19 protein-coding genes are annotated in these 20,187 nt (G+C 59.1%); 5 read left to right on the forward strand and 14 right to left on the reverse strand.

What is annotated here, in order from left to right; translation table 11 throughout:
• Positions 1-9 precede the first annotated feature (9 nt).
• From ACQZ6D_RS09125 to ACQZ6D_RS09135, 3 genes are all read right to left on the reverse strand, one after another.
• A complete protein-coding gene (locus ACQZ6D_RS09125) occupies positions 10-846 on the reverse strand; it encodes a carbohydrate ABC transporter permease (RefSeq protein WP_111803012.1) in 837 nt (278 codons plus the stop codon).
• Positions 843-1,703 carry a carbohydrate ABC transporter permease gene (locus tag ACQZ6D_RS09130; RefSeq protein WP_065688896.1) on the reverse strand — a complete coding sequence of 287 codons (861 nt, stop codon included), beginning with the start codon at positions 1,701-1,703 and terminating at the stop codon, positions 843-845. Before ACQZ6D_RS09130 ends, ACQZ6D_RS09125 begins: the two co-directional genes overlap by 4 nt.
• Positions 1,704-1,781: 78 nt before the next feature.
• The gene (locus ACQZ6D_RS09135) at positions 1,782-3,053 is read right to left on the reverse strand and encodes an ABC transporter substrate-binding protein (RefSeq protein WP_035199351.1); all 1,272 of its coding nucleotides are present in this window, start codon (positions 3,051-3,053) and stop codon (positions 1,782-1,784) included.
• 93 nt (positions 3,054-3,146) lie between these two features.
• Between ACQZ6D_RS09135 and ACQZ6D_RS09140 the strand changes: the two genes are divergently transcribed.
• Entirely contained in the window at positions 3,147-4,037 is an 891-nt protein-coding gene (locus tag ACQZ6D_RS09140; protein ID WP_080801135.1) for a helix-turn-helix domain-containing protein, read from the forward strand.
• Here the strand turns inward: ACQZ6D_RS09140 and ACQZ6D_RS09145 are convergent.
• The gene (locus ACQZ6D_RS09145) at positions 4,034-4,888 is read right to left on the reverse strand and encodes an AraC family transcriptional regulator (protein WP_013761429.1); all 855 of its coding nucleotides are present in this window, start codon (positions 4,886-4,888) and stop codon (positions 4,034-4,036) included. The genes ACQZ6D_RS09140 and ACQZ6D_RS09145 overlap by 4 nt on opposite strands.
• 123 nt (positions 4,889-5,011) lie before the next feature.
• On the opposite strand from ACQZ6D_RS09145, the gene ACQZ6D_RS09150 reads away from it, so the two are divergent.
• Together ACQZ6D_RS09150 and ACQZ6D_RS09155 are read left to right on the forward strand one after the other, a co-directional pair.
• The gene (locus tag ACQZ6D_RS09150) at positions 5,012-6,208 is read left to right on the forward strand and encodes an MFS transporter (protein ID WP_003517947.1); all 1,197 of its coding nucleotides are present in this window, start codon (positions 5,012-5,014) and stop codon (positions 6,206-6,208) included.
• 88 nt (positions 6,209-6,296) lie between these two features.
• On the forward strand, positions 6,297-7,193 hold the full coding sequence (locus ACQZ6D_RS09155) for a LysR substrate-binding domain-containing protein (RefSeq protein WP_003517949.1): 897 nt from the start codon (positions 6,297-6,299) through the stop codon (positions 7,191-7,193).
• 24 nt (positions 7,194-7,217) lie between these two features.
• Here the strand turns inward: ACQZ6D_RS09155 and ACQZ6D_RS09160 are convergent, their stop codons facing one another.
• The 10 genes from ACQZ6D_RS09160 to ACQZ6D_RS09205 form a co-directional block, all read right to left on the reverse strand.
• Entirely contained in the window at positions 7,218-8,498 is a 1,281-nt protein-coding gene (locus ACQZ6D_RS09160; RefSeq protein WP_003517952.1) for a TRAP transporter large permease, read from the reverse strand.
• A gap of 3 nt (positions 8,499-8,501) precedes the next feature.
• Entirely contained in the window at positions 8,502-9,053 is a 552-nt protein-coding gene (locus tag ACQZ6D_RS09165) for a TRAP transporter small permease (protein ID WP_112154404.1), read from the reverse strand.
• A 141-nt stretch (positions 9,054-9,194) separates the two neighbouring features.
• Positions 9,195-10,190 (reverse strand): DctP family TRAP transporter solute-binding subunit, encoded by a 996-nt coding sequence (locus tag ACQZ6D_RS09170; RefSeq protein ID WP_013761431.1) that lies wholly within the window; start codon positions 10,188-10,190, stop codon positions 9,195-9,197.
• Between the two features lie 21 nt (positions 10,191-10,211).
• The gene (locus ACQZ6D_RS09175) at positions 10,212-11,114 is read right to left on the reverse strand and encodes an NAD(P)-dependent oxidoreductase (protein ID WP_111800388.1); all 903 of its coding nucleotides are present in this window, start codon (positions 11,112-11,114) and stop codon (positions 10,212-10,214) included.
• Positions 11,115-11,126: 12 nt separating this feature from the next.
• A complete protein-coding gene (locus tag ACQZ6D_RS09180; RefSeq protein WP_038495772.1) occupies positions 11,127-11,429 on the reverse strand; it encodes a putative quinol monooxygenase in 303 nt (100 codons plus the stop codon).
• Positions 11,430-11,446: 17 nt separating this feature from the next.
• A complete protein-coding gene (locus tag ACQZ6D_RS09185; RefSeq protein WP_448730275.1) occupies positions 11,447-12,805 on the reverse strand; it encodes an NAD(P)H-dependent oxidoreductase in 1,359 nt (452 codons plus the stop codon).
• 262 nt (positions 12,806-13,067) lie between these two features.
• Complete coding sequence (locus tag ACQZ6D_RS09190; protein WP_019566487.1) at positions 13,068-14,081, reverse strand: LacI family DNA-binding transcriptional regulator; 1,014 nt, start codon at positions 14,079-14,081, stop codon at positions 13,068-13,070.
• 116 nt (positions 14,082-14,197) lie between these two features.
• The gene (locus ACQZ6D_RS09195) at positions 14,198-15,208 is read right to left on the reverse strand and encodes a D-altritol 5-dehydrogenase (protein ID WP_112154484.1); all 1,011 of its coding nucleotides are present in this window, start codon (positions 15,206-15,208) and stop codon (positions 14,198-14,200) included.
• A 16-nt stretch (positions 15,209-15,224) separates the two neighbouring features.
• Positions 15,225-15,995 (reverse strand): galactitol 2-dehydrogenase, encoded by a 771-nt coding sequence (locus tag ACQZ6D_RS09200; protein ID WP_025595922.1) that lies wholly within the window; start codon positions 15,993-15,995, stop codon positions 15,225-15,227.
• 270 nt (positions 15,996-16,265) lie between these two features.
• Entirely contained in the window at positions 16,266-17,579 is a 1,314-nt protein-coding gene (locus ACQZ6D_RS09205; protein WP_112154402.1) for an ABC transporter substrate-binding protein, read from the reverse strand.
• Positions 17,580-17,889: 310 nt separating this feature from the next.
• Here ACQZ6D_RS09205 and ACQZ6D_RS09210 point away from each other — a divergent pair, with 310 nt between their 5' ends.
• Together ACQZ6D_RS09210 and ACQZ6D_RS09215 are read left to right on the forward strand one after the other, a co-directional pair.
• Positions 17,890-18,897: a tagatose kinase gene (locus ACQZ6D_RS09210; RefSeq protein ID WP_162647833.1), complete on the forward strand. Its 1,008-nt coding sequence runs from the start codon at positions 17,890-17,892 to the stop codon at positions 18,895-18,897.
• Positions 18,894-20,171 (forward strand): D-tagatose-bisphosphate aldolase, class II, non-catalytic subunit, encoded by a 1,278-nt coding sequence (locus ACQZ6D_RS09215; protein WP_112154401.1) that lies wholly within the window; start codon positions 18,894-18,896, stop codon positions 20,169-20,171. Before ACQZ6D_RS09210 ends, ACQZ6D_RS09215 begins: the two co-directional genes overlap by 4 nt.
• Positions 20,172-20,187: the final 16 nt, after the last annotated feature.

The following is a 20,187-nucleotide window of genomic DNA, read 5'->3' on the forward strand; positions in this document are numbered from 1 at the left end:
TCTCTCCCCTTACTTGACTGCCCCGGCGGAAATGCCGGCGATGAAGTGGCGCTGCAAAGCCACGAAAACGATGAGAATGGGTGCGGTGAGCAGAACTGCACCGGCCATGATGCCACCCCATGACACTTTGGTGAGCCCGATGAGGGTGCCAAGTGCCACGGGTGCGGTCATCATTTCCGGACGGGAGTTGATCAGCAGCGGCCAGAGATAATTATTCCACGAAGCGAGGAAGAGGATGATCGACAGCGCCGCCATGGTGGGGCGCGCCAATGGCAGGGCAATGCGCAGGAATATCTGCCATTCCTTGACGCCCTCGACCCTTGCCGCATCGAAAAGCTCCGTTGGCATCATGGAAAAGGATTGCCGCATGAACAGCACGCCGAGCGAGTTGAACAGTGGCGGCACGATGAGTGCCACCCAGGTGTTGGCGAGCTTGAATTCGCGCGCCACCATGATGAATTGGGGAATGACGACAACTGCAAAAGGCAAGGTGATGGTGCCGAGAATGATGGCGATCACCACCGAGCGTCCGGCAAAACGATAGCGCGCCAGCGCCCAGCCCGCCATGGAGGTCAGAAACACCGAGAGAGCCGTATAGATGACCGCAACGGTGATCGATATGAACATCGCCCGCAGGAAGTTGGTATCCGCCTGAAGGTTTTTGAAGTTCTCGATGAAATTGGTGGACGGGACGAGCACGATGTCGGGGCTGAAAATGCCAAAATCAGGCATTGTCGAGAACACGAACATCATCCACAGCGGAAATAGCCAGATGAGGGCAAGCGGCGTCAGCGTCGCATGCAGCGCGATCTTCTGCCAGAGAAGCGATCTGGATTTCGATCTCATTTCGGCTCCCTCCCGACCCAGAGATTAAGAAGCGAAATGGCGATGGCGAGCGCCGCCATGGTGTACGCGATGGCCGAGGCGTAGCCGAAATTGAGCGAAGTGAAGCCCTGCCGGTAAAGGAACAACCCCAGCGTTTCCGTACCGCCGCCCGGCCCACCCCTGTTGGTGATGAGGAAAGGCTCGGCAAAAAGCTGCATGGTGCCGATGACGGACAGGACCACGCAGAAAAGGATGATGGGTTTCAACAGCGGCAGTGTGATGTGGAAGAACTGCTGCCGCTTGTTCACCTTGTCCAGTGTCGCCGCCTCATAGACATCGCTGGGGATGGATTGCAGGCCGGCCAGAATGATGATGGCGTTATACCCCGCCCAGCGCCATGTGACGGCGATGATGACCAGCGCCATGGCCGCATTGGCATTGTCGAACCACGAGATGGGCGAAAGGCCAACGGAAGTGATGAGCTTGTTGATGATGCCGAAATCGGCACTGAACATCAGCCGGAAAACTGCCGCATAAGCGACTTCTCCGACGACGACGGGTGCGAAGAAGGCAAAACGGTAAAGCGGGCGTACCTTCAACAGTGGCGAGTTCAGAAGTACCGCCATGACGGTCGCAAGCGCGATCATGACAGGCACCTGAATGACCAGAATGATCAGCGTATTGTAGAGCGCATTATAAAACGCCGGATCGGAGACCAGCCTCCCCCAGTTCATGGAGGGCGCAAACCGCCAGGGATTGATGCGGGTGTTCTGAAACGACAGCATGAACGAGCTGACGATCGGCCAGACCCAGAACGTCGCGAAAATCAGAAGATAGGGCGCAAGGAACGCATAAGCGATCCTGTTCCTTGACGGCATGACGACCTCCAGATGCGATGGTTGGAAAGCTTGGAGAGGCCGGTCCTGCTAAACCGCAAGGCCGGCCATCCGAGAGCTTCATTCCGCGACCGGCAGCCCCGTGGCCGTTTCGATCTGCTTTGCGGCATCGTCGAGAGCTGCTTTCGCATCGGGATAACCACCCGCGAAATATTTGGTCTGCGTCGCCTTGTAGATCGCATCTGCATCCGACTGGAACGCGGTGCCACGGCTGGGCACGATTTTCGGCAGGGTCGCCAGAATATCGGTCCAGACCGCCTGCCCACCCCAATAGGGCTGCTTTTCCTTGACGAAAGGATCATCGATGGCGGAGAGAAGCGAGGGAACGAGGCCGAAGGACTTCAGCATCGTCACCTGCCCCTCATTGGTGGTCAGCGCGTAGTCGATGTACTTCCAGGCGGCTTCCTTGTGCTTGGACGCCGAACTTATCGCCAGCGAAGAGCCACCGAGATTGGCTGCATGCGGACCGTCAGGCGTAAGGCTCGGCATCATATAGACACCCCACTTGCCCGAAAGACCGGGAGAGCCGGAGCGAACCGTGCCTTCATACCAGGCGCCATACATCTGGCTCGCGGCCTTGCCGGCAGTATTGGCCTGAATCTTCTCATCCCAGATCGCAGCCGTGATGATGCCGGCATCCTTCATCTGCTTGATCTTTTCAAGCGTCGCGACACAGGCAGGTTTGTTGATGGTGATGTTCTGGCCGTCGGTCGAAAAGTAACCGCATCCCTGCTCGTTGGCGATCATGCGGAACCACTCGCTGTCGCCGTTGAAGTCGGCCTGCGCCATCACGGTGCCGGGATTGGCGGCCATGACCTTCTTGCCAGCCGCGATGAAATCATCCCAGCTTTTGATGGTGGCCGGATCGACAGCAGCCTTTTCGTAGAAATCGCGCCGGTAAAAAACGGCCACCGGACCCGAATCCCAAGGCACCGCATAAGCTACGCCATCGACCTCCAGTTCCGTGCGCTTAAAGTCAGGAAAAAGCGCCTGTTTTTCAGGCGTATAGCCAAGTGCAGTCAAATCCGTGAAACAATCCGGGAACCGGCTCCAGAACAGTTCCGCCTCGAAATTTTCGACCGTTACAATATCCGGGAGGCCGTCGCCACCCGCTGCGCAAGCCGCCAGCGTCTTGTCGAAAACTTGATCGTTTCCAAGGTCTTCAACAACAATCTTGATGTCAGGATTTTGCTTGTTGAACCCTTCGACAGTGGATTTAAGCGCCGATGCGGCGACATTCCAGCTCCAGATGGTTAAGGTCTCGGATTGCGCCATTACCGGCGCTGCAAGGAGCACCAGAGCCGTCGACGCGCCAAGAAATTTAAAGCACATTGAAAACCTCCCTTTTTTCAATTGCCGTTCTTTAGCGAACATGGGCACATTACCGGCGGCAGGAAATCTGTCTCGTACAAAGGGAACATCGATTTGGCGGAAAGTAAGATTGCGGAAAGAGCCTTCTACCAGCCGGGTGCAAGCAGCATCGAAGGCATGCCGACCACGCTCCAGCTTTTTTACAACCACCCGCCCATCATGCTCAGGCCGCACTGGCATGCGCAGGTGGAGGTGAACTATGTGATGTCGGGATCCGTACATTACCGGATGGGCGACCACGACCTTTCGCTCGATGCCGGCCAGATGTGCATTTTCTGGGGCGGCCAGCCGCACCAGATGGACCGTTCCTCCGATGATTCGATTTATGCGGGCGCGCATCTGCCGCTCGTCCATTTTTTCCGCATGCGGCTGCCGGCTGCGGTTTCCAGCCTGCTGATGGGCGGCGCAACGATGGTGAGTGCGCACACGGACCGGGCCGACGAGGAAAATTTCGGCCGCTGGTTCCGTTACGTCACTTCGGGTGATCCGGCCAAGGCGCAGCACGCGGTGGAGGAATTGCTGCTGCGGGTGGAGCGCATGTTCCTCGAGCCCTATACCGTCATATCCTCCGCCGTCAGCGGCAAACGGGAAGAGAACGACGAGAGCATGGCGCCCTCAATCGGCGTGGTGCGCATGTGTGATTTCATTGCCGCCAATTTTCTAGACGACATCGACGCGACCGAAATTGCCCGCGCCGCCTCGCTTCATCCGAAATATGCGATGAACCTGTTTCGCAAATCCACCGGGATGACGCTGATCAAATATCTGACCTTGCTCAGGCTTTCCCGCGCCCAGGCGATGCTGATGAACGGCAAGGACAATATTTTGCAGATTGCCATGGAAAGCGGCTTCGGCTCCGTCAGCGCCTTCAACAAGGCGTTTCGTCAGATCGCCGGCATGTCGCCTTCCGATTTCCGCCGCGATATGCGCGCGACGGCGGCTTAATTTTCCGCCTCTTCAAAATCGGAGTAGCCGGCACTGCGCTGGCCTGCCGCCTTGCGATAGGCGCGGGGCGAATTGCCGAGCATTCGCCGAAACATGGTGGTAAAAGCCGGAATATTTTCATAACCGGCATCCAGCGCCACATTGGTCACCGCCTCGCCCGCGGCAAGCCTCGGCAAAGACGCAAAAATGCAGGCCTGCTGACGCCAGGTGACAAAACTCACCCCCAACTCTTTACGAAATAACCGCGTAAAGGAGCGCCGGCTCATGCCCATGGCGGCGGCCCAGTCATCGATTTCCACTCTGGCCACAGGCTTTTTCAGGAACTCGCGGCAAAGACCGGCAAGACGCTGATTATCGGGAAAGGGTAATCCCAGCGGGCGTTCCGGCAGACGGTTTACCTCATCAAGCAGAAGCGCCCGCACCAGTCCCTGCCGGTGAAAAGCGGCAGGTTGCAACTCCTCGCCCAGCAATTCCGAAATCAGGCTGGAGGCAAGGGCGGTAATTTCCACCACCCTTGGGGCCCCGGCTTGAAACAGATCGGGGTGAACGTAGATCGAATGCATCTCCACCGTTGAGATGATCTCAGCCTCATGTTTCAGCCCGGCTGGAATGATAAGCCCGTGACCGGGCGGTATCATCCAGCGCCCGGCGGCGGTGCTGACCAGCACGACGCCCTGGCGTGCGCACCATATCTGCACCCGACCATGGCTGTGGACCGGGGTACGGTGTCCTGTCGGATAGGCACGGTGAAGCGCCAACACCGGCTCGTTGGTGCCATCGATCAATTTCAGGCTGCGCTCATGGTCGTCATCCGCCAGACGGGCGGGTTTTAGCGATTTGATTTTTGCCATTTGGCCCATTCACAAAGAAACTCGTCCAGAACACGAAAGCAGGCCAGAAACAATATGAATAAAAGCGGGAAGAAATAAAGACACGTTTCCCGTCTCTCGCGGGGAATCTGGAGAGGATACATCATGGCCACCGTCACCAGCACCGGGTTCAGCCCGCAACGCACGGCGTTTTCAATTATTGCAGCAGCCAGCTTCTGCCACATGCTCAACGACATCATGCAATCGCTACTGACGTCGCTTTATCCGCTGCTGAAGGCCAATTATGCGCTCGACTTCATGCAGATCGGGCTGCTCACCTTCGCCTTTCAGGTCACGGCATCGCTGTTGCAGCCTGTCGTCGGCATGGTGACCGATCGCTGGCCCATGCCTTTCTCCCTGCCAGTCGCCATGCTCTCGACCTGTGCCGGCCTCATCACGCTCGCATTCGCTCACAGCTTCGAGGTGCTCGTAATCGGCGCCTGCCTGATCGGTGTCGGCTCAGCGATCTTCCATCCGGAGGCGTCCCGCGTTGCCCGTCTGGCATCCGGTGGTCGCCACGGTCTGGCACAGTCCTTCTTCCAGGTTGGTGGCAATACAGGCACGGCCATCGGCCCGCTGCTGGCCGCCTTCATCGTCATCCCGTTCGGTCAAGCCAGCCTCAGCTGGTTCTCACTGATCGCGCTGATGGGCTTTGCCGTCTTGTCCTGGGTCGGCGTCTGGTATACCCGCCACCGCCGCGCGAATGTCGGCAAGGCTCCGGCCAGCCGCGCACTTCCGCTGGCACGCGGCACCGTGATGATGACGCTTGCCGTGCTGGTGGTTTTGACCGCCACCAAGAACGCCTATCTCGCCAGCCTTTCCAGCTATTTCACGTTCTACACCATCGAGAAGTTCGGGCTGGGCGTGCAGGATGCGCAGGTTCTGCTGTTCCTCTTCCTTGGCGCTTCTGCGGCGGGCGTTTTCTTCGGTGGCCCGATCGGCGACCGCTTCGGCTCGCGCGTCGTCATCTGGTTTTCGATCCTCGGCGTCATTCCCTTCGCGCTGATGCTGCCCTATGCGAACCTGTTCTGGACGACCGTTCTCGTCGTCGTCATCGGCTTCGTCTTCTCCTCCGCCTTCTCGGCAATCGTCGTGTTCGCGCAGGAACTGGTACCCGGGCGCGTTGGTCTCATCGCCGGCATGTTCTTCGGTTTCGCCTTTGGCTTCGGTGGCATCGGGGCCGCGGTTCTCGGGATCTATGCGGATAAGGAAGGCATCGAGTTCGTCTATCGCATCTGCTCCTACCTGCCGCTGCTCGGCCTGTTGACGGTGCTTTTGCCAAAGTTGCCGAGCCACCGGTAAAGACCCTACGCTCTCAAGCGTTTCGTCACGGCAGTCACCTGTGATAATCACGGTGACTGCCGTAATTCGTTGAGCGAAGACCAGCCACATGCAGATACCGATAAAATCGATCCTCGTCTTTCATGCTGCGGCAAGGGCGGGCAGCATTTCGCGGGCGGCGGAAGAGCTGAGCGTTACGCCTTCAGCCGTTTCCCAGCAGATCCAGTTACTTGAAGGCCAGCTTGGCACGACGCTGATGGCGCGGACCGGCCGCAAGGTGACGCTGACGGAGGCGGGCGAGCGGTACTTCTCGATGATCACTGCACAGATCGAGCAGATCACCGATGCCACCGACAGTATTCGCGGCTTCCGCTCGGTGACCACGCTGACAATCAGGGCAACCCCGACCATTTCCAACAAATGGCTGCTGCCGCGTCTCGGCTCCTTTCTGGAGGAGCATCCCGAACTGGAAGTGCGCCTCGACGGCACCAACGAGCCGACCGATTTTTCGCAGGAGCTTGTCGACATAGAGTTGCGCCATGGCGATGGCCGCTGGCCGGGCCTGTTTGTGGAAGGGCTCGTGGAAGAGGAGTTCCTGCCGGTCTGTTCACCGGATATGCCCGGTGCCGGTACATTCCTGCCCGAAGATTTGCAGAACCAGCGGCTTATCCACTCGGTCAAGGCGCAGGCGCAATGGAACCACTGGTTCCCGCTTTCCGGCGTGACGGCTGAAAAGCGCTGGCGTCGCGTTCTGTTCGATCGCAGCCACATGGCCATCGACGCCGCCGTTCTCGGCATCGGCGTGGCGCTGGAAAGCACGTTGATGATGGAGCGGGAACTGCAACGCGGAATGCTGATCCCGGCCGTGGCCGATGCGCCCCGCATCAAGCTCGTCACGCAATGGATCGTTTGCCCGCATTCCCACCTGCGTCAGAGAAAAGTGACGCTGTTTCTGGAGTGGATGCGAAAACAACGCGACGAGTGGCGTGCCCGTCGCGTTGTCTGATGTTTCAGGCTTCCTGTTTCAGTCTCAATAAAGACCCATCAACCGTATCGGCCCGAGCGTCAGCACCGGGAAAAGCACGAGTGCGAATATGGCGAGCGTCAGCACCGTCATCGGCGCCAGCGAACCACGAATGACGTCTTCGATCTTCATGTTCGCCACCTGTGCTGCCGCGAACAGGCAGACCCCGACCGGCGGCGTCACAAGGCCAAGTGTCAGCGTCATGACAGTCACGATCAGGAAGTGGATCGGATCGATGCCCAGCGCCTCCACCGGCGGCATCAGCACCGGAATGAGGATGAACATGGCAGGGATAGCCTCCATGAAGATGCCGATGATCAGCAGAAACACGAAGATCACCAGCATGCCCGACATCGGCCCAAGGTTCATCGCCTTCAAAAGCTCGGCCACCTGTTCCGGCAGGCCGTCGAAGGTGAAGACCCAGGCGGCAAGCTGCGAGGTGGCGGCGATGAACAGGATGGTGCCGGAAATGCGCGCCGTGGATATCAGTATTTCCGGCAATTCGCGAACCGGCAGCGTGCGATAGACCAGCACACCCAATACGGCCACATAAACAACCGCGATGGCCGCGGCTTCCGTCGGCGTGAACAGGCCGCTGGCGATACCGATGATGAGGATCAGCGGCGTGAGCATCGGCAGGATGGCGCGAAGGCCGGTGACGATAACCAGACGGAAATTGAAGGGCGTCGGTGGATTGTAGCCGTAATGCACCGAATAGAAGTGGTTAAAGACAAGAAAAGCGAAGGCGATGAAGAGGCCAGGCACCAGACCCGCAATGAGCAGCGTGCCGATCGACACATTGGCGATGGAACCGGCAATCACGATCAGGATCGACGGCGGGATGATGGAAGAGAGCGTGGAGGTGCAGAGCGTCATGCCGACGGCATAACCCTTTGGAAATCCGTGTCGCTCCATGGCCTTGATTTCGATTGCGCCCACAGAGGCGATATCGGCGACTGAAGAGCCGGAGACGCCGGAAAAGATGACCGACGAAATGACGTTGACGTGACCAAGCCCACCGGGAAGCCAGCCGACCATCGCCTCGGCGAAATCGAAGATGCGCTCCGCCACACGCCCGCGCTCCATCACCGTACCGACCAGAATAAAGAGTGGCACGGCGACGAGAAGGAAAGAGTTCATCGACGAGAACATCGTCTGCGACAGAAGGTCCATGGGCATGGAGGTGAAGAGCCACAGCGTGCCGACACTGGCGAGCGCCAAAGCGATGGCGAGCGGCACACCCAGCATGCTGAGACCGAAAAAAGCGATGAGAAGAAAGACCGACATGGCTCAATGTCCTGCTGAAATAGAGATATCGGCGTGGGCGATCTCGTCCGCGGGGATACCGATCTCGGGTAGCGCGATCAGGTCCCGCCTGCTGCGCAGCGATTCGATGATGGCCAGCACGGCGATGACGGCCGAGACAGGCAGAACCATGCCGATGGTCCACATGGGGATGGGCAAGGTCGCGGCGGTCTCGTTCATCATGATCTGCTGGCGCACCAGGGTGAAGCCCGTCCAGCCCATCATGCCGAAGAAGAACACCGAAGAACTGACATAGATCGGCACCGCCAACCGCCTGAACAGGCGGTGGAACAGCACCAGAAACACCACGACCCGCGCGCTTTCAACAGTGCGGAAACCGGCGGCAAGGCCAAGGAACACCATCCAGATGAAGAGAAAGCGCGTCGCCTCCTCGGTCCAGGGGAGCGGGCTGCCGATGAGGCGGCCAATGACCTGGAGAAGAACGACGACAAGAATACCGAAACAGGCCGCCCCGGCGGCGACATCAGCGATGACCTTGACGATGGTGCCGAGCACCGACGGTTTCGTATCGCGCATGACAATACCCTTCCACTGCTGAAACCGGATATCCGGTAAAACGAATGCCACCCTGCCGCTACGGCAAGGCAACCCTTGCTGACGATGGGAGCGGCCGGGTTGCCAATCGATGCAACGCCGGCCCTCCTTTCACTGGCGGCGTCAGTTCGTCTTGAGGAAAGCCTGCGTCTTGTCGAAAAACGCCTGATCTTTAACGAGGGCGGAGAATTTTGCCGAAAGACCAGTCGCGACAGCCACGAAAGCCTTGCGCTCGTCATCGGTCAGCGTGTTGACCTCCATGCCGTTCTTCTTCAACGTTGCGAGCGACTTGTCGATATCGGCAGCATCGTTCTCGGCTTTCCACGCCTCGGTTTCCGTGGCCGCGTCCCTCAACGCCGTTTTGAAGCCTTCGTCGAGGCCTTCGAAACGGGCCGGGTTCATGCCCAGCACCCAGGCGTCAGCGATGTGGTTGCTGATCGTCAGGTATTTCTGCACTTCATAAAGCTTGGCGCTGACAGGCACGTTGACCGGATTTTCCTGCCCGTCGACGACTTTCAGCTGGAGCGCGTTATAGACTTCCGCAAAGGCCATCGGCGTCGGGGCAGCACCCATGGCGCCGAAGAATTCGACCCAGAGCGGATTGTTCGGCACACGCAGCTTCATGCCCTTGAGATCGGCAGGCGATTTGATCGGCGCCTTGGAGTTGGTGATCTGGCGCAGTGGCCGCGACCAGAGATCGAGCCCGAGAATGCCGATCTTGCTCAGATCGCCGGAAAGCTCCTTGCCAAGATCGCTGTCGAGATAGACGCGCAGCTGGTCGATATCGCGGAACTGATAGGGAATGGCGATGGCCGTGAATTTCGGATTGAACGTTGCGTAAAGCGATGTCGAGTTCAAGAGCATGTCGAGCGAACCGCCGGCCAGCTGCTTGACGCCCGCCGAAGGATCGCCGCCATAAAGCGTGCCGTTCGGAAACACCTTGATCTTGAGTTTGCCGTCAGTCTTTTTCGAAACAATCTCGGCGAACTTGTTGGCCGCGAGCGTGATTTCCGACGTATCGGAGTCCGGCGTCGAAAGCGTGAGCGTTTCCGCCTGCGCGATCGATGCAACCAGCATGGTGGCGGCGAGAGCCAGCCCGTAAAGTTTTGAAATTTTCATGTGTTCCTCCCTTTGTTGTCTCTAAACAGTTTCGAGCGTTCCTCCGAACGCATTCATGCGTTTGACTTCAAGGATCACACCGCTGTGATCAAGTTCGCCCGCACCATGCTCGACCATGGAGCGGAACAGCCGGTCAACCTCCTCGCCGACCGGTAATTTCAGGCCACGGCTCTTGGCGAAAGCAAGCGCCGTGGACGTATCCTTCAGCTGATATTTCGCCGGCCCGCCGGGGCGGAAATCGCTTTCCACCATGCGTTTGCCGTGCTGGCGGAAGACGGTGGACTCGGCAAAACCGCCAAGCAAAGCCTGGCGCACCTGCGCCGGGTCGGCTCCCCCCGCTTCAACCAGCGTCAAAGCTTCCGCTACGGCGCAGATCGTCGAGGCGACGATCAGCTGGTTGGCCAGCTTGGCCAATGAACCGCAACCCACCGGACCGACATGGGTGACGCGGCCGAGGCAATTGAGGAGTGGCCGCAATGCGTCCACATCCCGCTGCTCACCGCCGGCCATGATGGCGAGCGTTCCCTCAGTCGCCCCTTTTTCGCCCCCGGAAACCGGTGCGTCGACATAAGCGACGCCATGAGCCTTTGCCGCCTCCGCCTGTTCCCGTGCGCTGTCGACGGGAATGGAACTCATCACCAGCAGAAATGCACCAGGCTTCATGGTGGAAACGACACCCGAGGCGCCGAGCAGAACCTCGTCGCAGACCGGCCCGGAACTCAGCATACAGAGCACGACATCGGCTTCGGCTACAGCTTCGGCAGCCGTGGCCGTCGGCTGCACGCCCTTTACCGCCAGAACCGCAGCTTTTTCAGCACTGCGGTTCCAGGCCTTGACGGAAAAACCGGCCTCCGCCAGACGCGCCGCCATGGGTGCACCCATGATGCCCGTTCCGATGACAGCGATTTCGCGGATGTCCTGCATTTTTTCCACCCTTCAAAGCCATTGCCGGTTGAGGAAACGCACCGGCAACTCTTCTTCGATGAGGGCGGGAAACGCCTCGCGAAACCGGTCGAGATGGGGTGTTTTCAGATGGTCGTCGAAAGCTTCGCGGCTGTCATAGACCTCATAGAACACCACGTTGTTTCCGGATTCCGGCCGCACCACATCGAATTGCCGGCAACCCGGTTCATCCTGAACCGAATGCTTGGCATCATCTTGCGCTGCGTTAAGAAAGGCATCCATCGCGTCAGGCTTGACCCGGAATTCCGCGATTACCACGAAAGCTCCATTCGGCATGTCCCGTTCTCCGTCCATCACGCCGCAGCGTCTTTTTGCGGACGGAACTGGTTTTCCATGTCCTGGCGAAGCTTCACCACCTCCAGGTCGCTCACCAGTTCCACATCGTCGAAGCTGACGATCTGGTCCTTCCTGATGGCGCGCTTCAGCTTGACATTATGGGCAAGGCCGATCGGCAGCGCCTTGATGTCGAGGCTGCGGGTGGCAGGGATGGCATTGGCCCAGACCGCGTAACCGCCCTCGCCGTCAAGCATTTCGCCGGGCTGCATGTCCTTCTTGGCCGTCGCAACCGCATCGCCGCGGAACTCCTTCGAGCAACCGGTGGCCTCGTTGCGCAGCACCGCGGACAGCACACTGATCGAGGTTTCCAGACCGATGATATGGAACGGACGCCACATGGAGGCGTACCAGCCCGAAGGATCGGTCAGCAGTCCATATTGCTTGAAGCAGGCGCGGGCATATTCGTTATGCGCCTTGAAGGTGACGAAAACGCCGTAACGGATGTTATTAAACACCTCGCGACCATCCGGCTCCTGGCTTGCGGCAATATCCACGAGACCGGAGCGCGACATGCGGCCGCCATCGGCAGCGGGGCGAAAGACGCGGGCGAGATCGTGCAGGCCGGCGGGCGGGAAGGCCAGACCGTCATCCGGGCAATCCAGCCCCGTGCCGTTTGCGACCGCCGCCATTTCGATGGCCGCCTTGGTGCCGTCGGTAAATGAATTGTACATTTTCGGATTGAAGTCGCCCTTGGCCACTTCCTCGTCAGTCCAGCCGAAGTAGCTCCAGACCGTATCAGGCGTCGAATACCGGTAACGCGGCTCGAAATTCATCCCCTTGCCGGCGGAAACGACCTCGAAGCCGGTGGCGCGTGCCCAATCGACCAATTCGCAGATCAGGGCCGGTTGGTCACCGTAAGCCATGGAGTAGATAAGACCCTTGGCCCTCGCTTTTTCGGCCAGGATCGGCCCGACCATCACATCGGCCTCCACATTGACCATGACGACATGTTTGTTGTGGTCGATGGCTCCGAGCGCATGGCGCGCGCCAGCCAGCGGATGGCCGGTCGCCTCGATCACGCATTCAATCTCGCCGCAGGCGAACAGTTCGTTCACATCGTCAGTCACATAGGTCTTGCCGCTCTTCAGCGCATCGGCGCAGCTCGTCGCGTCATAACGCTCCTTCGGCCAGCCGACGCGGTCAAACGATTCCCGCGCCTTGCCGACATTGAGATCAGCGACGGCGACCATGTGGAAACCGGCGATGCGCTGCGCCTGCGCCAGAACCATGGAACCGAACTTGCCGGCACCGATGAGACCCACCCTGACGGGCTTGCCACCGGCTGCGCGCTGCGACAGAAGAGAATAGAGATTCATGTTTTGACATCCTTCGCTGGGGAAATTGCTGGCGAGAGTGCCCAGTCAGCCCGGCGAAGGCCATGCGATACCGAGGCTACGAAGGGTTAACCCTCGCGGCACCGAAGACATGACGTTTCTGCGTTCCTCCCGGATCCCGGCACACACTTGCGCCGGCTCCCGCGGTCGCCTCCCAAAGCAACCCTGGGAACAGAGTAGGAGCGTTCAAATATTAGTTCTATTTAGAAAAACAGATTTTTCTTTTAATTTTTCTAACAAACTATCAAGCTGATTTGCGCAGCATCAGATCGGCACTGAGGAGAATGCGCTCGCGCATCCGTGTCGTGTCATCCGCCTCTTCGTTCAACTTCTGCAGAAGAAGTTCGATCGATAGCCTGCCGATCTCGTTGTAATTCTGCGCCACCGTAGTAATCGGCGGGCAGGCATAACGCGAAAGCGGATGATCGTCATGGCCGGCGACCCTGAGATCGTAATCCGTGCCATGGCCGACCCTGATGCCCTTCTGGAAGGCGGCGGCGATGACCCCGAAGGCGATACGGTCATTGGCGCATAAAATAGTGCGCGAGGGCAAATGCCCTGCTCCATCCAGCAACCGGGTCGCTTCATCAAAGGCGAAACGCTCGAAATCCCAGGTTACGGTGCCGGGAACACCGATGACATGCGGCTCGAAACCAAGACGCTGCATCGCCTCCTCATAGGCCGTGCGGCGCGTTGCGGCGTTGGTATTGACCTGCGGCATGTCGAAGAAACAGGGCGGCTCGCCCGAACGGCAGAGATAATCCACCATCAGCCCGACGCTCTGGCGGTTGTCGGTGCCGACGAAGGCCGAGGTCTCGTCGAGTGGAGAATCGACATAAACGATCGGTATGCTGGCCGCCAGCTGCTCTAGCGTGGCGCGATGGGACTTGACGCCGAGCGGAGCGATGATGGCGCCCGCGACATTCATCGACTTGAAGGTGCGGATGGCCCGATCCTCGATTTCCGCCTTGCCGTCGGAGGACAGCACGAAGGCAAGGAACCCCGCCTCGTTGGCGATGAGTTCGATACGGCTCGTCAGCGCCATGTAGAACGGGTCGGTTGAGTTGGGAATAATGATGCCGATGATATTGGAGCGGCGGCGGTTGAGGTTGACGGCGAAGATATTCGGTCGGAAGCCCGATTTCTTCAGCGCATCCTCGATGGCATCCCGCGTCTTCTTGCGGACCGAGGCCGGATCATTGAAGTATTTCGAAACAGTCGGGCGGGAAAGGCCGACGAATTCCGAGAACTCTTCCATCGTCCTGATAGATTTGGCCAAAGTGCTTGCCCCCATGAAATATTACATGTGGTACTCTATATCGACCGGCCTTCGCACGAAAAGCCGGTCGAATACGGTTATCAACGGCCAAACGATCATTCGGCTGCAAATTGCACTTTCATCGTGGCCGGATCGGACGGCTTTTTCATAAAGAACGGCAGCATATCCGAAAGCGGCAGCCGGTGCGACACCAGCCGGGCCATGACATCGCCATCCGTTTCCAGAATGGCAAGCGCCTGCGGTATGTTGCGGTTCAGCGAATGTGAGCCGACAAGCTTCAGCTGCCGCCGGAAGATTTCGAAAGGCGCAACCGAGATACGGGCATCCGGCGCGCAGACACCGAAAAACAGCGCCGTGCCGCCATCCGCGACCAGCGGGATCATTGCTTCCGCAACAGCTGCGATGCCGGTCGCATCCGCCACGAAATCGAACGCCTTCTGTTGCCGCAGCAGCTCCTCAGACCCGGAAACCGCCGTCTGAAGTCCAAGACTTTCAGCGAAGTCTAGCCTGCTTTCGTTGATGTCCGCAATCGTCACCGTGGCGATGCCGTGTGATTTCAGCGACAGGGCGAGCAGCAGGCCGATGGGGCCGGCGCCAAAAACAAGCGCATTGCCGGGCACCGACCCAATCTCGCCAATACCCGCGCTCTGCATGCCGTTGACGACGCAGGCGAGCGGTTCGGCAAGTGCTGCCACGTGATAGGGCATGGAACCTATGCCATGCAGTTGGTCGGAGCGCACCACGCTGAATTCCGCAAAACCGCCATTGTGGGAAACGCCATAGGCCTTCAGCGTGCTGCAAAGGTTGGTAAGCCCTTTCCTGCAACTGGGGCAGGTGCCGCAGGGCAGATTGGGATCGACGACAACCCTGTCGCCGACCTTGATGTCCGTGACATCTGCCGCCACCGTCGCAACTTCGCCGGCATATTCATGGCCCGGAATGACGGGAAAGGCACCGTCACCGTAACGCGCATGCAGCACGTCGATATCGGTATGGCACAGCCCCGAAGCCTTGACCCGGACAAGGGCATGCCCCGGCGGCAGATCGGCGACGGGCACGTCCGTAAGCACGGCTCGTCCCTTCTCGACGAATTGAATCGCATGCATGGTCATCTCCGGCTTTTCAGCTCATCCAGTTGCCGCCGTCGACATTATATGTCTGGGCGAGAATATAGTCGCTGTCGGAAGAGGCGAGGAAAACTGCAAGGCCCTTGATGTCATCCGGCGTGGCGAAACGGCCGATCGGCACGGATTTGGCCACAGCCGCCTTCTTCTCACCCGGCTTCAAGCCTTCCCATTTGGCGAAATGCGCATCGACCACTTCCCAGTGCTCGCCATCCACGACACCCGGCGCAATCGCATTGACGTTGATACCGTGTTTGACGAGCGCCAGCGCCGCCGACTGCGTGGCGGAAATGATCGCCGCTTTGGAAGCGCAATAAAGCGTGACGAGCGCCTCACCGCGCCGACCGGCCTGGCTCGCCATATTGATGATCTTGCCGCCGCGCGCACGCGCGATCATGACATTGGAGACGGCCTTCATCATGAAAAGCGGCCCCTTGAGATTGATGTCAAAAACCCGCTCATAGCTCTCTTCGGTAATGCCGTTGATCGGCGCCATATCGAAGATCGCGGCATTGTTGACGAGAATATCGATGCCGCCGAATTCCTCATCGACCGCCTTTACAACCGCATCGATCTGACCAAGGTCAGTCACGTCTAGACGGATGGCCTTGGCGGATGGGCCTATAGCGGCTGCAGAAGCGGTCGCCCTGGCAATATCGATATCGGCGATGATGACCTTTGCACCCTCATCGGCGAAAGCCTGTGCAAAACCAAGGCCGATGCCGCGGGCGGCGCCGGTAATCAGCGCGACCTTGTTCTTCAATCTCATGTCGATCTCCGTGATGCATGGCGGGTAATGGATGAACTCGGCCATGCGCGTTTGTGTTAGATGCGATTTTCTCACTCCCCTCATTCCTGTGCTTGTCACAGGAATACAGCCGACGCGCGTCTGCGTGGCGAGAGAGTCCTTTTCAGCCCAAGGGCTTGGGCTGACTGGATTCCTGTGACAAGCACAGGAATGAGGGCGGCGGGTGCGCCAGCCCCACCCATGCCGCCCGCCGCCAAAGTGACGAACGGGCGGCACGCCGGGAGGACGCGGCTACTTGATGTAGCCCGCGCGGGTCATGTCACGCTCGACCTGTTTCTGGGCGCCTTCGAGCGCCGTATCGACGGTCTGCTGGCCGGAGAGTGCTGCCGCAATCTGCTGGCCGACAACCGTGCCGATCGACTGGAATTCCGGTATGGCGACGAACTGCACACCGGTATAGGGAACCGGATCTTTTGTCGGCTTCGACGGATCGGCGGACATGATGGCTTTCAGCACCGTATCCGCAAAGGGTGCGGCCTTCTTGTATTCCGGCAGCTCATAGGTGGATTTGCGCGTACCGGGCGGCACGGCGACCCAGCCTTCGCTTTCGCCGACCGTCTTCACATAGTTCTTCGAGGTCGCCCATTTAACGAATGCCTTGGCGGTTTCGACCTTCTTCGTGGTGTTCGGAATTGCAAGGTTCCATGACCACGACCAGCTCGATCCGTTCGGCGTTGCCTCTACCGGAGCACGCGTGAAAGCGGTCTTGTCGGCAACCTGGCTCTGTTTGGGATCGTAGATACGTCCCGCAGCCGAGGTGGCGTCGATCCACATGGCGCAATGGCCTGATGCGAACAGCGTCTGGTTCTCGTTAAAGCCGTTGGTCGCCGCACCGGGCGGGCCGTAGGAGGTCATCAGCGCAACATAATCCGAGATCGCCTTTTTCCACGGCTCGCTCGTCAGCTGCGGCTTCCAGTCCATGTCGAACCAGCGTCCACCATAGGTATTGATCATGGTACCGAGGAAAGCCATGTTCTCGCCCCAGCCCGGCTTGCCGCGCAGGCAAATGCCATATTGCTGTTTCGACTTGTCCGTCAGCTTGGCCGCGAAGTCCTTGATCTGGTCGTAGCTCGGATTATCAGGCATTTTCAGGCCGGCCGCGTCGAACAGGTCCTTGCGGTAAAGGGTGAACGAGCTTTCGGTATAAAACGGCACCGCGTAAAGCTTGCCGTCCACCGTCAGGCCTTTTTTGATCGGATCGAGCAGATCGGCGTAATCGTAATCGTCGCCGAGATCATCGACCGGAGCCAGCCAACCCTGCTTGCCCCAGATCGGCGCTTCGTAACCGCCGATGGTCATGATGTCGAACTGGCCGCCATTGGTGGCGATATCGGTGGTGACGCGTTCGCGCAGAACATTCTCTTCCAGCACGATCCAGTTGATCTTGTTTCCTGTTTCCTTCTCCCAGGCGCTGGAAAGCTTCTGCATGATGATCATGTCGCCATTGTTGACGGTGGCGATGTTGATTTCTTCCGCCTGCGCAAGTCCGGCCAAAAGGCCCGCTCCAACCACAGACGACGACAGAATTCCAATGAATTTGCTCATGAGACCCGCTCCTCCTTTACGGATGTCCACGCATAACAATACATGCGTAAATTTTTATCTCGCAAAATCGCGCCATTTGTCAACATCCAAAAATAAACTGTGACGTGAGCACTCTTGGATATATTGCTATAACTCGCTGTTTTAAAGTCGATAATGTCATCAAAAATAATTACATGATCCGCTTTACTTGCTGCATCGCAACAAAAACATCATCAAAAATTATCTTGACGCGCGTCAATTTTAACTGATATCCGGAAAACAACAGAGCCAGGACGTCGGGGGTTTGCACCCACCGGAAAGGTGGAGCCGAATGCATATGGAGGAGACGATGAGGCAGGTATCCGCACTGGCGCCGCACGCGAAAGGCCCGACCATTACGGCGGGTGAAATCCTCGTGGAAATCATGGCGACAACAGTGGGCGACGGCTTTCTCGAGCCGCAAACGCTGATCGGCCCCTTTCCAAGCGGCGCGCCCGCCATTTTCATCGATCAGGTCGCGCGTTGCGGCGGCAGCGCCGGCATTATCGCGGCTGTTGGCGATGACGATTTCGGCCGCCTCAACATCGAGCGGCTGCGCCGTGACGGCGTGGACATATCGGCCATCGCCACCATTGCGGACCGGCCGACCGGCAGCGCTTTTGTCCGCTACAGGGAAAACGGCGCACGGGATTTCGTTTTCAACATCGCCCATTCCGCAGCGCGCGAAACGCACATGACTGATAAGGCGCAGGCCCTCATCGAACAGGCCGGCCATGTGCACGTCATGGGATCGGCGTTTGCGATTGCCGGTATCGGCGAGATCATTCTGGAGGCGATCAAAAGCGTCAAGGCGCGCGGCGGCTCGGTGTCTTTCGATCCGAACATCCGCAAGGAACTGGTGCAGGGTAACGAGGGCCGCAAGCTGATCGACGATCTCCTTGATGTCACCGACCTTCTGCTGCCTTCCGGCGAAGAACTTCAAGCTGCCTCCGGTCTGGATGACGAGGACGCAGCGATAGAAAAGCTCCTCGCCTCCGGTATCGGCGAAATCGTGCTGAAGCGCGGCGCGCGAGGCGCCAGCCACTTCAGCCGCGCCTATGGCCGCATCGACGCCCCCGGACTGACGGTCTCCGAAATCGATCCGACCGGCGCCGGCGACTGTTTCGGCGCAACTTACCTCACCTGCCGCCGCCTCGGCATGCATCCCGAAAGAGCGCTCACCTATGCCAATGCATCCGGCGCGCACAACGTCATAAAGCGCGGCCCCATGGAAGGCGCTGCCAGCCTTGCCGAACTTGACGCCTTCATGACCGCGCTATTGTCGGAGGAAGTCCTATGACCGCCATTCTGGAAAATCTCGCCGCCGCGCGCCGTGCCGGCAAGCCCGCAGGTATCACTTCGGTCTGCTCTGCCCACCCCGTTGTCCTGCGCGCCGCAATCCGCCGCGCCGCTGCCGGTCAAACAGCCGTGCTGATCGAGGCCACCTGCAACCAGGTCAATCATCTCGGCGGTTATACCGGCATGACGCCGCGCGACTTCGTTACCTTCGTCAACAGCATTGCGCAGGAAGAAGGACTGCCCGGCGAGCTCCTAATTTTCGGCGGCGATCATCTCGGTCCCAATCCCTGGCGCAAGGAGAAAGCCGAAGACGCGCTGACAAAAGCAGCCACCATGGTCGAAGCCTATGTCACAGCCGGTTTTCGCAAGATTCATCTGGATGCGTCGATGGGCTGCGCCGGTGAGCCGGCCGCACTGGATGACGTGACCATTGCCAATCGCGCGGCAAAACTCGCGGCTGTCGCCGAAAAGGCAGCCGCCGAGGCGGGGCTGCCAAAACCGCTTTACATTCTCGGTACCGAAGTGCCGGTGCCGGGCGGCGCCGATCACGTGCTCGACACGGTGGCGCCCACCGAGCCGCAGGCGGCGCGCATGACCATTGACCTGCACCGTGAGATATTCGCGCAGCGCGGTCTTTCCGATGCGTTCGAACGGGTCATCGCCTTTGTCGTGCAGCCCGGCGTGGAATTCGGCAGCGACAATGTCGTCGCTTACAATCCGGATGCGGCCACGGCGCTCAGCGCCGTGCTGGACGGCGAACCGCAACTGGTCTTTGAGGCACACTCGACGGATTATCAAACGAGAGCAGCACTTGGCGCCCTTGTGCGCGATGGATATCCGATCCTGAAAGTCGGTCCGGGGCTGACCTTCGCTTACCGCGAAGCACTCTACGCTCTCGATATGATCGCATCCGAGATGGTCGGCGACTATGGCGACCGGCCGCTGGCGCGGACCATGGAACAACTGATGCTCGGCGCGCCCGGCGACTGGCAGGGTCATTACCATGGTGATGACATCACGCTCAGATTGCAGCGTCACTACAGCTACAGCGACCGCATTCGCTATTACTGGACAAGGCCCGAGGCGCTCGCAGCCGTTTCCGCCTTGCATAAGGCGCTTGACGGGAAGACAATTCCCGAAACCCTGCTGCGCCAATACCTCGGCGAGCTGCCGCTCGCCACGGTTGCAGGCAAGGATATGGAGGAGGTTCTGATCGCCGCGGTGGATCAGGTGCTAGCGACCTATCATGCGGCGACGGGCGAAGGTCGCTGCTAAGACAATCGTCAAGTTA

This window comes from Agrobacterium sp. 22-3639C2 (assembly GCF_053522105.1).